Below are 12,855 nucleotides of genomic sequence, written 5' to 3' on the forward strand. Positions count from 1 at the left end.
GCGGGATGCTGCGCGCCGTCGAAAACCTGTCCTTCGCGCTGCAGCCGGGCGAAATCCTGTCGGTTGTGGGCGAATCGGGCTCCGGCAAGTCGCTGACGAGCCTCGCCGTGATGGGCCTCATCGACGACCCGAACGCGGTGCTGACGGGCTCGATCCGCTACAAGGGGCGCGAGCTGATGGGGCTGTCGCGGCGCGCGCTGCGCGAGGTGCGCGGCGCCGAGATCGCCATGATCTTCCAGGACCCGATGAGCGCCATGACGCCGGTCTACACGATCGGCTGGCAGATCGCCGAGCAGGTGCGCGCCCATTCGGGGCTGACGAAGCGCCAGGCGCGGGCGCGGGCCGTCGAGCTGCTGGGCGAGATGGGCATGCCGAACCCGGAGCTGCAGGTGGACCGCTTCCCCCACCAGCTTTCGGGCGGCATGCGCCAGCGCGCCATGATCGCCATGGCGCTCAGCTGCAACCCGTCGCTGCTGATCGCCGACGAGCCCACGACGGCGCTCGACGTCACCGTGCAGGCGCAGATCCTGCGGCTCCTGGAGCAGCTGCGCCGCCACCACGGTTCGTCCATCGTCTTCATCACCCATGACATGGGCGTCGTGGCCGAGATCGCCGACCGGGTCATGGTGATGTACGCCGGCAAGGTCGTGGAGCGCGGCCCGAAGCCGGACGTGTTCGCACGGCCCGCCCACCCCTACACGGTCGGGCTGCTCGACTCGATCCCCCCCATGGCGGGGGAGAAGCCGCACCGCCTGCCCGCGATCCCCGGCGCGCCGCCGTCCATCGCGAGCCGGCCGACCGGCTGCCCCTTCGGCCCGCGCTGCGCCCACCACCACGACGCGTGCCGGATCGACCCTCCGCTCTTCGCGCTGGGCCGCCAGGACGTCAGCTGCCACCTCGTGCCCGAAGGCGCCGCCGCTTGACCGCCCTGCTCGAAGCCGAGAACCTGTCGAAGCACTTCACCCTCGGGGGGCGCTTCACGGCCGGCGGGCCGCAACTGCTGCGGGCGGTCGACGGCGTGTCGCTCAAGGTCGAGCGCGGCGAAACGCTGGGGCTCGTCGGCGAATCGGGCTGCGGCAAGTCCACGCTCGGCCGCTGCCTCGTGCGCCTCTACGAGGTCGATGGCGGCACGGTGCGGTTCGAGGGACGCGACATCACGCGGCTCGGCACGGGGGCGCTCCGGCCGCTGCGGCCGCGGATGCAGATGGTGTTCCAGGACCCGTCCTCGTCGCTGAACCCACGCCGCCGCGTCGCCGACCTCATCGCCGAACCGTTGCGGGTCCACCGAGGCGCCGACGGCCGCGCGCGGGGCCGGGGCGAGATCCGCGAGCGCCTGCACGAGCTGATGGACATCGTCGGCCTGTCGCGCGAACACCTGGAGCGCTTCCCGCACGAGTTCTCGGGCGGCCAGCGTCAGCGCATCGGCATCGCGCGCGCCCTGGCGCTGGAGCCGGCGCTGATCGTCGCCGACGAATCGGTGTCCGCGCTCGACGTGTCGGTGCAGGCGCAGATCATCAACCTGTTCATGGACCTGCAGGACCGGTTGGGCATCACCTACCTGTTCATCGCCCACGACCTTTCCGTGGTGCGGCAGATCTCGACGCGCACCGCGGTCATGTACCTCGGCTCGGTCGTCGAGACGGGCGACACCGAGGTGCTGTTCCGCAGGCCGGCGCATCCCTACACCGAGGCGCTGCTGTCCGCCGTGCCGGTGGCCCATGCCGGGGAAGCGCGGCGGGAGCGCATCGTGCTCAAGGGCGACGTGCCGAGCCCGCTCCGCCCGCCGCCCGGCTGCCGTTTCCACACGCGCTGCCCCAAGATGCAGGAGCGCTGCCGGACCGAACCGCCGGCCCTGCGCGACGTCGGCGACGGCCGCGTCGCCGCCTGCCACTACCCGAACGGGTGAGGCCGGGCCGTCCGGTGCGATCCGCGGCGGCCCGGCGCGCGAGGCGGGCGTCTCGCGAGCGCCGTGCGGGCCGGTGGATCGGGGCTCACTTCGGGTAGTTCCCCGCCGCCTCCGTCATGTCGAGATCGCCCCCCTTCGCGTCGAGCGCGTGGATGGTCCAGATGTAGTGGTGGCTCGCGCCCTTCGGCGGGCACGGCCCGGTGTAGGACACGGCGCCCCTCGGCACAGCGCCGCGGCCGGCGTAGGGGACGGTCGAGCCGCTTTCCCGGGCGTCCGGGGCGTCGCGGTCGCGCATCGCCAGGCTGAGCGAGGCGGTTCCGCGCGGCACGCCCTTCAGCGCGAAGGCGGGCGACACGGCCGCACAGGCCGGGATGCCGCGCCAGGAAAAGCGGGCCGAGAAGGCCGCGGCGGGCGCCGTCGCCGCCAGGAGGGCCGCGACCGTCAGGGTGGACACGACACCGCGGGGCATGCGGGAGCTCACGTCGCGGACCTCGCCGGGGTCGCCGAGCGCGGCAGGAGCAGGATCAGCGCCGAGCCGATCACCGCCGACACCGCCAGCGCGTAAAGGCTGGCCGACGGGGCCCCGAACGTCGACTCCGCCCAAACGCGCAGGTTCGGGGCCAGGAAGCCGCCCAGGTTGCCGACGGAGTTGATCGCCGCGATGCCGCCCGCGGCGGCGACGCCGCCGAGGTAGTTGGTCGGGAAGGTCCAGAAGATGGGCTGGGCCGATGCGATGCCCGCCGTGGTGATGCACAGCGCCGCCACCGCCCAGAACGGCGGCGCCGAGACGGCGATCACCAGCCCCACCGCGATGGCGAGGACCGACAGGGCGCCGAAGCCGCGTTCCCGGCCCGACGTCACCGCCCAGTGCGGCCACACCGCCATGGCGAGCAGCGCCACCGCCCACGGAATCGCCGACACGAAGCCGACGAGCGGCCCGACCTTGACGCCGAGCAGCGCCGACACCTGCGTGGGCAGGTAGAAGGCCACGCCGTAGCTGCCGACCTGGATCAGGAAATAGATCAGCACGAAATGGAGCATGCGGGGATCGGTGAAGGCGGCCTTGAGCGAGGCGGGTCCATGGCCGACCTTGGTGGTCTCCTCGTGAGCGATCTGGCGCGCCACGGCGGCACGCTCGCCCGCGCCCAGCCACGCCGCCTGCTCGGGCCGGTCCGTCAGCACGAAGAACGCGAACACGCCGACCGCCGAGGCGCACAGGCCCTCGACGAGGTACATCCATTGCCAGCCGTGCAGGCCCAGCGAACCGTCGAGCGCCAGGAGCAGGCCGCTCACCGGGCTGCCGAACATCAGCGACAGCGGGTAGCCGAAGTAAAACATGCCGAGGATGCGGCCGCGCTCGGCGCGCGGGAACCAGTAGGTCACGAACAGGATGACGCCGGGGAAGAAGCCCGCTTCCGCCATGCCGAGCAGCACCCGCAGGACGTAGAACGACAGCTCGCCTTGGGCGAACATCATGGCGGCGGCCACGATGCCCCAGGTGACCATGATGCGGCACAGCCAGCGGCGCGCCCCGATGCGGTGGAGGATGAGGTTCGACGGCACCTCGAGGATGGCGTAGCCGACGAAGAACAGCCCGGCGCCGAACGCGAAAGCGGCATCGCCGATCCCCGTGTCCGCCTGGAACGCCTGCTTGGCGAACCCGACGTTGGAGCGGTCGAGGAAGGCCATCGTGTACATCAGGATCAGGAAGGGCACGAGCCGCCCCCGCGCCTTGCGCACGGCGGCCGCGAGATCGCCGCCGCCGCCGATCCGCGCCGCATCTCCCGTGAGGGCCGTCATGCCGTGTCTCCCCGATGCCGGCCGCCGTGTCGCGGCCTTCGCGCCGGGAGGTTAGGCCGCGGGGGCACCCGGGATCAAGCCACGGTCAGCGCGCCTCGGTTTGCCGCGCCCGCGGCACCAGCAGCACCAGCCCGGACGCCAGCGCCGCGGCGGCCGCGAGGGCGTAGAAGCCCGCCGCCGGCGTGCCGAAGGTCTGCTCGGCGAGCACGCGCAGGTTCGGCGCCACGAAGCCGCCGAGGTTTCCCACCGACGAGATCAGCGCGATGCCGCCCGCCGCCGCGGCGCCGCCGAGCCGCGTCGTGGGGAAGGTCCATACGATGGGCTGCGCGGCGGTGATCCCCGCCGCCGTGGCGCTCAGCGCGACGATGGCGAGCGCCGACGGGGCCGTCGCCGCGACGGCGAGCCCGACAGCCGCCACGGCGAGCAGCACCGCCACGGTCTGCTTTTCGCGCCCGCTGCGCACCGCGCGGTCGGGCAGCAGCGCCATGGCGACGAGCGCCACCCCCCAGGGCCCCGCCGACACCAGCCCCACTTCGGGGCCGACCTTGACGTCGAGCAGCGTGGCGATGGTGGTCGGCAGCGAGAAGGCCAAGCCGTAGGAGCCGACCTGGATCAGCGTGTAGAGCGCGACGAGCAGCAGCATGACGGGATCGGTGAAGGCGCGGCCCAGCGACACGTCGCCGGCTTCCGCCTTGCCCCGCTCCTCGGCGGCGATCTCGTCCGACAGCGCGCGCTTGGCGTCGTCGTCGAGCCACGGCGCGTCCGCCGGCCCGTCGACCAGCACGAACCAGGCGGCGACGCCGACCATGGAGGCCAGCGCGCCCTCGGCGAGGAAGAGCCATTGCCAGCCGTGCAGGCCGAGCGCCCCGTCGAGCGACAGCAGCGCGCCGCCGAGCGGGTTGCCGAGCACCAGGGCGAGCGGCAGGCCGAAGTAGAAATAACCGAGGACGCGCCCCCGCTCCCGGCGGGGAAACCAGGAGCCGAGGTACAGGATCACGCCCGGGAAGAAGCCCGCCTCGGCGACGCCGAGCAGGAACCGCACGGACCAGAAGGACCGGTCGCCCTGGGCGAAGACCGTGGCGGCCGCCACGATGCCCCAACTCACCATGATGCGGGCGAGCCAAGCCCGCGCGCCGACGCGCCGCAGGATCAGGTTCGACGGCACTTCGAGGATCGCGTAGCCGACGAAGAACAGCCCTGCCCCGAAGGCGAAGCCGGCGTCGCTGACCCCCGTGTCGGCGCGGAACGCCTGCTCGGCCAAGCCGATGTTAGTGCGGTCGAGGTAGGCGAGGGTGAACATGAGCACGAGGAACGGCACGAGGCGCGCTCGTGCCGTGCCGACCGCGCGGGCGAGCCCGGCGTCGCGCGTTCCCGTCGATGTCATGCCGAACCCGATCCCCGCGCCACGATCCGCCCGACTATGGCGAGCCCCCGCCCCGGCGCGCAAGCGCGCCCGCGTCGCGGGGGCATGGGTCAGGGTTTGGCGGGGTCGAGCCCCGTCCGCTCCATCACGGGCGCCGCGGCGGGCGACGCCATGAAGGCGATGAGGGCGCGGCCGGCCTCGGGGTGCCGCGCCTTGGCGGAGATGCCCGCGGAGAAGACGGTGTTCTTCTGGACCTCGGCCGGGAGGCGGCCCGCGAAGGTGATGCCCGGGACCGGCAGGATCTCGGCGACCTGCTGGAACCCGAGTTCAGCTTCGCCCCTGGCCACGATCTCGGCCACCGGGGTCGCCGGGATCATGCGCGCCCGGCCCTTCATCTCGGCCGCGATGCCGAGGCGCGTGAACAGCTCGTTTTCGATGTAGACGCCGCTCGCGCTGTCCGAATAGGCGACCGACTTGGCGGCGAGCAGCGCGGCCCTGAGCTTGTCGACGGTGGAAATGTCCGGCACCGGCGCACCCGCCTTCACCGCCATGCCGATGGGCGACAGCGCGAGGTCCACCTTCGAGCCCGGCACCGCCGCCCCGTCCCGGACGAGGCCGTCGAGGGCCGAACCCACCATGATCAGCACGTCGTCGGGCTCGCCGCGGGCGAGGCGCTGCGGGATCGCGTCCGGCGTCGTGCCCATGGACGGTCCGGGGCGCGTCGTGACGCGGTCGCCGCTCGCCGCCTCGAAGGCCGGCAGCAGCGCCCCGTAGGTCGATTTGAAGCCGCCGGAGATCATGACGTCGACGTCCTCGGCGCGGGCCGCCGCTGGAACGAGGACGAGCGCGGCGAGCGCGACGGCGCGGAACGTGTGGGGCATGCGGACCACCTCCCAGGATTTCGGCGAGATGTCCCACATCCGGCCCGCGACCGGAAGGGCAGGTTCCCCGCACCCGTCGCGCCGTCGGTGGCGGGACCGCTACCGCCCCGACCGCAGAAAGGCTTCGAAGGCGTCGAGCGTCGCGTCGGACACGTGGTGTTCGATGCCTTCCGCGTCCGTTTCGGCGGCGTCGGGCGGCACGCCCACGGCGAGCAGCAGCTTCACCACCGCGCGGTGGCGGGCCCGGCAGCGCTCCGCCATCGCCTGCCCGGCCTCCGTCAGGAAGATGCCGCGATAGGGCTTGGAGGTCGCGAGCCCTTCGCGCTTCAGCCGCGCGATGGCCTTGTTGGCGGTGGGATGCGTGACGCCCAGGGCCCGGGCGATGTCGGTCGTGCGCGCCTCCCCCCGCCCTGCCTGGAGGTCGGCGATCAGCTCCGTGTAGTCCTCCAGCACCGCGGAGGACCGGGCCGAACGCGCCTTGCCGAAACGCTGCGCGGCGTCGTCCCGCCCTTCGCCCGCCGGCCGGACCTCCTCGTCCATCTGCTGTCGCCCCGCGTTGGCCATGTCGCGCCCGATGTCGGCCGTTTCGGCCACCGGCGTCAACCGAGCCGATTGACGACGATGTAGCCTCGGCTACATTCCGGCTCAGAGGCGAGGTCGGGACGGCATGGGGAGCATGGGATGTCGGTGCGGGACACGGCGGCGGGTGCCGTGAGCGGGAAAACGGACGCGGCGATCCGCGACGTGCTGGCGGGGCGGCGGGGCGGCTTCGGCTCGGCGCTGGTGATGGCGGGGCCGGCCGTGGTGGCGTCGATCGCCTACATGGACCCCGGCAACTTCGCCACCAACATCCAGGCCGGAGCCAAGTTCGGCTACACGCTTCTGTGGGTCGTCGTGGTGGCGAACCTCGTCGCCATGCTGTTCCAGGCGCTGTCGGCCAAGCTCGGCATCGTGACGAGCACCAACCTCGCCGAGATGTGCCGCCGCCATTGGCCGGCCCGCGTCACCGTGCCGATGTGGCTCGCCAGCGAGGTCGCCGCCATGGCGACCGACCTCGCGGAGTTCCTCGGCGGCGCCATCGGCTTGTCGCTGCTCGCCGGCATCCCGCTGCTGGCCGGCATGGCCGTGACCGCGGTCGCCACCTACGCGCTGCTGTCGCTGGAGCGGCGCGGCTATCGTTCGCTCGAGGTGGTGATCGGCGTCCTCGTCGGCGTCATCGGCCTGTCCTACCTCGCCGAGGTGCTCATCGCGCCGGTCGACTGGGCGGCGGCGGGCCTGGGCAGCGTGGTGCCGCGGATCCCCGCCGCCGAAGCGCTCACCATCGCGGTCGGCATCATCGGCGCCACCGTGATGCCCCATGCCCTGTACCTCCACTCGGGCCTCACCCAGCACCGCGCGCCGGCGCGGGACGATCGCGAGCGCGCGCTGCTCGTGCGCTTCTCCAACCGCGAGGTGCTGGCGGCGCTGACGGCGGCGGGGCTGATCAACATGGCCATGGTGGTGATGGCGGCCGCCGCCTTCCACGGAGGGCACGACGACGTGGCGGAGATCGGCACCGCCTACCGCACGCTGACGCCGCTGCTCGGGCCCGCCGCGGCCGGCATCTTCCTGGTGTCGCTGCTGGCCTCGGGCCTGTCCTCCTCGGCCGTGGGCACGATGGCGGGCCAGATGATCATGCAGGGCTTCGTCGGCATCTCCATCCCGGTCTGGGTCCGGCGGCTGGTCACCATGGTGCCGGCCTTCGCCGTGGTGGCGATGGGGGTCGATTCCACGAGGGCGCTCGTGTTGAGCCAGGTCGTGCTGAGCTTCGTGCTGCCGCTCCCCATGGTGGCGCTGGTGCTGTTCACGCGCCGCCGCGACATCATGGGGCCCTTCGCCAACACGCGGCTGGTCGACGCCGCGGCGATGGTCGGCACCGCGGTGATCGTGGCGCTGAACGTCGTGCTGATTCTGCAGGTCGTCGGCGTCCCGATCCCCGGCCTGCCGGACGCGGGCTGAAGCGGATCGCGATTCACCGGAGTCGCCTGCCCGAGGCGAGGCGCGACGGCGCTAGCCCGGGCGCCGGGCCAGCACGGCGGACAGGGCCAGCGCGACGAGGAGGACGCAGCCGGCGAGCGCCACCACGCCGTCCCATCCGGCGCGGCCGTAGGCGACGCCGCCCATCCAGCCCACGACGCTCGATCCCGTGTAGTAGCTGAACAGGTACAGCGACGCCGCCTGCGCCTTGGCTCGCCCCGCCGCGATGCCGACCCAGGCCGACGCGACCGTGTGGGCGCCGTAGAACGCGAAGGTCACGACGGCCATGCCGAGCAGGATCACGGCGACGCTGCTCGACAGCGTCATGGCCGTGCCGGCCCCGATCAGCGCGACCAGCGCCGGGAACACGCGCCCGCGCCCGAGCCGGCCCGCGAGGTCGCCCACCCAGGCAGACGACACGATGCCGACGAGGCCGATCGCGAAGATCAGGCCCACCGCGGTCTGGCTGAAGCCGTAGGGCGGGGCCATCAGCCGATAGCCGAGGTAGTTGTAGAGGGACACGAAGACGCCGAGCAGCAGCAGCCCCTCGGCGTAGAGCAGGAGCTGCGTCGGGCGTCCGAGATGGCGCGCGAAGCCCGCCGCCAGCGCGCGCGGGTCGGGCCGGCCCGGGCGGAAATGGCGGGACGCCGGCAAGGCCAGCACAAAGACGAAGCTCGACAGCAGCGCCAGCACGCCGACGACGAAGAGCCCGATGCGCCACGAACCGAGGTCGGTGAAGGCGCCGACGATCAGCCGCCCACCCAGCGCTCCGAGCCCGGTACCGCCGATGTAGAGCCCCATGGCGAGGCCGAGCGAGCCCGCGTCCATTTCCTCGCCCACGTAGGCCATGGCGGTGGCGGGCAGGCCGCCGAAGGCGATGCCGGCCAGGGCGCGGACGACCAGCAGGCTCGTCCAGTCCGGCGCGAAGGCCGAGCCGATCATCAGCGCCGACGAGGCGAACAGCGACAGCACCATCACGGGCTTGCGGCCGTAGACCTCGGACAGCGAGGACGCGACCAGCATCGACACGGCGAGGCACTGCGTGGTGGCGGACAGCGACAGGCTGGCGGTGGCGGCGTCGACGCCGAAGTCGCGGCCCAGCACCGGCATGATCGGCTGCACGCAGTAGATCAGCGCGAAAGTGGTGAAGCCGGCGGCGAAGAGCGCCAGGTTGGCGAGGGCGAATTCGCGCGTGCCGCGGCGGATGAAGCGTGCGGCGTCGCCGGCGGCGGACGCCTCGCGGGCGACGGCGGCGCCGGCAGGTTCGGATGCGGACATGGCGGCGTTGTCCCCCGCGGAACCCGGCCTGGCAAGGCCGGGGCCCTGCGGGCCCGTCACGCCGGGGACGGCCTTCGCCGTCGCGCGAAGGGCCGGCTGCGCTCGGTCTCGTCCCGCATCGTTCCGGCGCGCACCTGGAGCAGGTCCTTGCGGGTCACAATGCCGACGAGGCGCCCCGTCGCGGGGTCGGTCACGGCGAGCCGGCCACGGTCCGCCGACAGCATCGCATCCACGGCGCGCGACGCCACGTCGCCGGGATGCAGCACCGGCATGGCGGCGTCCGACACGCGGTCGCCCAGCATCGAGCCGTCGTCGACGGCGTCCGACATCCAGCGCAGGGCGTCGGCTCGGGTCGCCATCCCGACCGGACGGCCGGCGGCGTCGATCACCGGATAGGCGCGGTGGCGCCCCGCGCCGATCGCCGCGAGGGCGTGGGACAGGGGCATGTCGGCCGGCAGCGTGTCCACGCCGCGCGCCATGATCTCGCCGACGCGCGTCAGCTCGTAGGGGTCGACGGCGTATTCGCGCGTGATGTGCTGGCCGCGCCGGGCGATCTTCTCCGTCAGCATGGAGCGTCGCAGCAGCAGCACCGTGGTGGCATAGGCCACCGCGGTGGCGGCCAGCAGCGCCGGCAGGGCGCGCAGGTCGCCCGTGAGCTCCACCGCGAAGAGCGCGCCCGTCAGCGGCGCCCGCATGGTGCCGCCCAGCATCGCCGCCATGCCGATCAGCGCCCAGAAGCCGGGCTCGCCGGGCAGGGCCAGGCCGAGCAGCCAGCCGATGGCGCCGCCCAGGATCAGCAGCGGCGCCAGCACGCCGCCCGACGTGCCGGACGACAGCGCGACGAGCCAGATGGCGGCCTTGACGCCGAGGATGAGAGCGACGGCGCCGACGAGCATGTGGCCGGCGAGGAGGTCGGCGATGACGTCGTAGCCGACCCCGAGGGCGCGCGGCTCGACGAGGCCGCCGACGCCGACCGCGAGGCCGCCGAGCGCCGGCCACCACATCCAATGCACCGGAAGGTGCTCGAACAGGTCCTCGCAGGCGTACAGGAGCTTGGTCAGCACGGTGGCGGCGAGGCCGGCCGCGAGGCCGATCAGCGCCGCGGCGCCGATGCCCCAGGCGGCCTGCGCGGGGTCGGCCGCGAAGGGGAACAGGGGACCCGACCCGAACAGGAGCGGGCGCCAGCAGATGGCCGCCAGCGCCGCCGCCACCACGGGGACGAAGGAGCGGGGGCGCCATTCGAACAGCAGCAGTTCGACGGCGAGCAGCACGGCCGCCACCGGGGTGCCGAAGATGCCCGTCATGCCGGCCGCCGCGCCCGCCACGAGCAGCGCCTTGCGCTCCGCGGCGCTGAGGTCGAAGAACTGGGCGAACAGCGAGCCGATGGCGCCGCCCGTCATGATGATGGGCCCTTCGGCGCCGAAGGGCCCGCCGGTGCCGATCGACACCGCCGACGAGACCGGCTTCAGCACCGCCACCTTCGGCGACATGCGGCTGCCGCCGATCAGGATGGCCTCGATGGCTTCGGGGATGCCGTGGCCGCGGATCTTCTCCGAGCCGAACCGCGCCATGAGCCCGATGACGAGCCCGCCGAGCGCGGGCGCCGCCACCGTCCAGGGCCCCCGGTGGATGGACCCCATGGGGCGGGACAGCGTGTCGGCGGCGCCGAACCAGACCAGGTTGGTGACGAGCACGATGAGCTTCACCAGTACCCAGGCGGCGAAGGCGCCGCCGGAGCCGATCAGCAGCGCCATGGCGGCGAGCATCAGGAGCCGCGGGTCCGCCTTGAAGTCGGCGAGGCGCCGCTCGTCCACCCGCGCCGGCGCCACGCCCGCTGTTCCATCCGGTTCCACCATCGTCCGTCCTCGTTCCGTCGCCATCGGATATATATCGTGTTACGACACATTCCAGGGTCGACCAGGAGCGCGGGCATGGAAGACGGGTCGCGGACGGTCGGTCCCGAGCAATACCGGGCGCTCGCACGGTTCCGGCACGAGCTCCGTCGCTTCCTGCACTTCAGCGAGGCGGCCGCGGTGGCAGCAGGGTTGCCGGCCCAGCAGCACCAGGCGCTGCTGGCCATCATGGGCCACGACGGCCCCGGTCGGCCGACCGTGGGCGACCTCGCCGAACGGCTCGTGGTCGCGCCCCACACCGCGGCCGAACTCGCGTCGCGCATGGCGGAAGCCGGTCTGGTGACGAAGGCGCACCCGCCCGCCGACCGCCGGCGGACCGAGCTGGCGCCGACCGCCAGAGCGGAGGCGCTGCTGGCCGGGCTGACCGAGGCTCACCTGCGCGAACTCGAACAGCTGGCGCCGGCCTTGGCGCGGGCCTTGGGACTGGATGGGCCGCCGGGCGGGTGAGCCGCGGCGCGGTCGCCTCGAACAGGTCCGGTCTATCCGACGGCGATGGGGGCCCTCACCGGGGTTCCGTCGCCGGCCGGCCCCGCGCGAGGTCACGCAGCAGCAGCGCCACCACGCCGGCGCTCAGCGCGATGTCCACCGCCGACAGCGCGGCGCTGCCCTGCCACAGGCTCGCCGCCGCGAAGCAGGCCAGCGCCACGTTGGTCACCGCCACCCGCGCCAGCACCTCGCGCACCGTGAAGCCGCGCGCCACCGCCACTTGGTAGAAGTGGTGGCGGTGCGCTTCCCACACGCGGTCGCCGCGGCGCAGCCGCCAGACCAGCGTGAGGCCGCTGTCGGCGATGTAATAGAGCGGCAGGATCACCGCCGCGGCGAGGCCGCCGCGCGATGCGAGGTCGAACAGCCCATAGGCGACCAGAAGCCCGATCGCGAGGCTGCCGACGTCGCCGAGGAACAGCCGCGCCACCGGCTTGTTGAAAGGCGCGAAGCCTAGGATGGCGCCGAGCAGCGCCAGCATGAGGATTCCCGCCGGGGCCGACACGGCCCCGAAGAACCAGAACAACGACAGCGCGGCCGTCACCGGCACGGTTTCGGCCACCGTCATCCAGTCCATGCCGTCCATGAAGTTGGTGAGATTGACGAACCACGCGCCGCCCACGACGAGCAGCAGCCGCTCGAGCGCCAGGGGGATCCACGGCAGCACCCGCGCGCCGTCCGGCAGCGCCGACACCGCGATCCCCACCGCGATGATCTGCAGCGCCAGCCGTGGCAGGGGTGGCAGCGGGCGGATGTCGTCGACGGCACCGACGACCCCCACCAGCACGGCGGCGCCGAGCGCGGTCCACATCCGCCACCAGCCGGCGACGTCGACGGCGAAGCTCGATCCCGGGCCGAAGCCCAGCGCCGTCGGCCCCTCGCTTCCCAGGGCGGCGGCGCCGAGCCAGCCGGCCAGCACCACGGTGCCGACCACCGCCATGCCGCCCCCCTGGGGCGTCGGCGCGGTGTGGGCCGAGCGGGCGTTGGGCCGCGCTATCGCGTAGCGCACCAGCAGCGGGCGAAGGAGGCCGATCAGCATCAGGCAGCCGAAGGCGGTCGCGACGACGTAAATCAGCCCGAAGGCGCCCAGCAGGGCGCCGAAGGGGGACAGGACCTCGTTCATGCCCGAAATCCCCCGCCCACGAACGGCGCCCTCAACGGAGGCATGCGCGCGGCGTCTTGTTGCAGTGCATCGATCGACCTTATATCAGCGCC

12 protein-coding genes are annotated in these 12,855 nt (G+C 73.1%); 4 read left to right on the forward strand and 8 right to left on the reverse strand.

All coding sequences use genetic code 11. The features are described from left to right. Nucleotides 1–5: 5 nt before the first annotated feature. Both D3273_RS21620 and D3273_RS21625 read left to right on the forward strand, forming a co-directional pair. On the forward strand, nt 6–923 hold the full coding sequence (locus tag D3273_RS21620; protein ID WP_129228998.1) for an ABC transporter ATP-binding protein: 918 nt from the start codon (nt 6–8) through the stop codon (nt 921–923). Beyond that, nucleotides 920–1,906, forward strand: a complete 987-nt coding sequence (locus tag D3273_RS21625; protein ID WP_207210866.1) for an ABC transporter ATP-binding protein — start codon at nt 920–922, stop codon at nt 1,904–1,906. The genes D3273_RS21620 and D3273_RS21625 overlap by 4 nt, the downstream gene beginning before the upstream one ends. An 85-nt stretch (nt 1,907–1,991) precedes the next feature. Here the strand turns inward: D3273_RS21625 and D3273_RS21630 are convergent, their stop codons facing one another. The 5 genes from D3273_RS21630 to mntR form a co-directional block, all read right to left on the reverse strand. Next, nucleotides 1,992–2,375, reverse strand: coding sequence for a YbhB/YbcL family Raf kinase inhibitor-like protein (locus D3273_RS21630; RefSeq protein ID WP_129228972.1), 384 nt, complete (start codon nt 2,373–2,375; stop codon nt 1,992–1,994). Between the two features lie 8 nt (nt 2,376–2,383). Then, nucleotides 2,384–3,706: an MFS transporter gene (locus D3273_RS21635; RefSeq protein ID WP_129228973.1), complete on the reverse strand. Its 1,323-nt coding sequence runs from the start codon at nt 3,704–3,706 to the stop codon at nt 2,384–2,386. Between the two features lie 85 nt (nt 3,707–3,791). Continuing rightward, nucleotides 3,792–5,090, reverse strand: coding sequence for an MFS transporter (locus tag D3273_RS21640; protein WP_129228974.1), 1,299 nt, complete (start codon nt 5,088–5,090; stop codon nt 3,792–3,794). 89 nt (nt 5,091–5,179) lie between these two features. After that, complete coding sequence (locus D3273_RS21645; protein ID WP_129228975.1) at nt 5,180–5,950, reverse strand: substrate-binding domain-containing protein; 771 nt, start codon at nt 5,948–5,950, stop codon at nt 5,180–5,182. A 99-nt stretch (nt 5,951–6,049) separates the two neighbouring features. Then, entirely contained in the window at nt 6,050–6,490 is a 441-nt protein-coding gene (mntR, locus tag D3273_RS21650) for a manganese-binding transcriptional regulator MntR (RefSeq protein ID WP_129229000.1), read from the reverse strand. A gap of 141 nt (nt 6,491–6,631) precedes the next feature. On the opposite strand from mntR, the gene D3273_RS21655 reads away from it, so the two are divergent. Beyond that, on the forward strand, nt 6,632–7,948 hold the full coding sequence (locus tag D3273_RS21655) for an Nramp family divalent metal transporter (protein WP_129228976.1): 1,317 nt from the start codon (nt 6,632–6,634) through the stop codon (nt 7,946–7,948). A 51-nt stretch (nt 7,949–7,999) separates the two neighbouring features. On the opposite strand, the gene D3273_RS21660 is transcribed toward D3273_RS21655, so the two are convergent. Beyond that, nucleotides 8,000–9,244: an MFS transporter gene (locus D3273_RS21660; RefSeq protein ID WP_129228977.1), complete on the reverse strand. Its 1,245-nt coding sequence runs from the start codon at nt 9,242–9,244 to the stop codon at nt 8,000–8,002. A 56-nt stretch (nt 9,245–9,300) separates the two neighbouring features. Further along, nucleotides 9,301–11,100, reverse strand: a complete 1,800-nt coding sequence (locus D3273_RS21665) for a chloride channel protein (RefSeq protein ID WP_129228978.1) — start codon at nt 11,098–11,100, stop codon at nt 9,301–9,303. Between the two features lie 75 nt (nt 11,101–11,175). Here D3273_RS21665 and D3273_RS21670 point away from each other — a divergent pair, with 75 nt between their 5' ends. After that, the gene (locus D3273_RS21670) at nt 11,176–11,604 is read left to right on the forward strand and encodes a MarR family winged helix-turn-helix transcriptional regulator (RefSeq protein ID WP_129228979.1); all 429 of its coding nucleotides are present in this window, start codon (nt 11,176–11,178) and stop codon (nt 11,602–11,604) included. Between the two features lie 55 nt (nt 11,605–11,659). On the opposite strand, the gene D3273_RS21675 is transcribed toward D3273_RS21670, so the two are convergent. Then, complete coding sequence (locus D3273_RS21675; RefSeq protein WP_245501323.1) at nt 11,660–12,763, reverse strand: MraY family glycosyltransferase; 1,104 nt, start codon at nt 12,761–12,763, stop codon at nt 11,660–11,662. Nucleotides 12,764–12,855 lie beyond the last annotated feature (92 nt).

Source organism: Lichenibacterium minor (assembly GCF_004137685.1).
Taxonomy (GTDB): domain Bacteria; phylum Pseudomonadota; class Alphaproteobacteria; order Rhizobiales; family Beijerinckiaceae; genus Lichenihabitans; species Lichenihabitans minor.

Bases quoted from the DNA above. Each gene is read 5' to 3' on its own strand.
- D3273_RS21675 (WP_245501323.1), bottom strand. From the start codon at position 12,763: ATGAACGAGGTCCTGTCCCCCTTCGGCGCCCTGCTGGGCGCCTTCGGG.
- D3273_RS21645 (WP_129228975.1), bottom strand. From the start codon at position 5,950: ATGCCCCACACGTTCCGCGCCGTCGCGCTCGCCGCGCTCGTCCTCGTT.
- D3273_RS21655 (WP_129228976.1), top strand. From the start codon at position 6,632: ATGTCGGTGCGGGACACGGCGGCGGGTGCCGTGAGCGGGAAAACGGAC.
- D3273_RS21630 (WP_129228972.1), bottom strand. From the start codon at position 2,375: ATGCCCCGCGGTGTCGTGTCCACCCTGACGGTCGCGGCCCTCCTGGCG.
- D3273_RS21640 (WP_129228974.1), bottom strand. From the start codon at position 5,090: ATGACATCGACGGGAACGCGCGACGCCGGGCTCGCCCGCGCGGTCGGC.
- D3273_RS21620 (WP_129228998.1), top strand. From the start codon at position 6: ATGCTGCGCGCCGTCGAAAACCTGTCCTTCGCGCTGCAGCCGGGCGAA.
- D3273_RS21635 (WP_129228973.1), bottom strand. From the start codon at position 3,706: ATGACGGCCCTCACGGGAGATGCGGCGCGGATCGGCGGCGGCGGCGAT.
- mntR (WP_129229000.1), bottom strand. From the start codon at position 6,490: ATGGACGAGGAGGTCCGGCCGGCGGGCGAAGGGCGGGACGACGCCGCG.
- D3273_RS21660 (WP_129228977.1), bottom strand. From the start codon at position 9,244: ATGTCCGCATCCGAACCTGCCGGCGCCGCCGTCGCCCGCGAGGCGTCC.
- D3273_RS21670 (WP_129228979.1), top strand. From the start codon at position 11,176: ATGGAAGACGGGTCGCGGACGGTCGGTCCCGAGCAATACCGGGCGCTC.
- D3273_RS21665 (WP_129228978.1), bottom strand. From the start codon at position 11,100: ATGGTGGAACCGGATGGAACAGCGGGCGTGGCGCCGGCGCGGGTGGAC.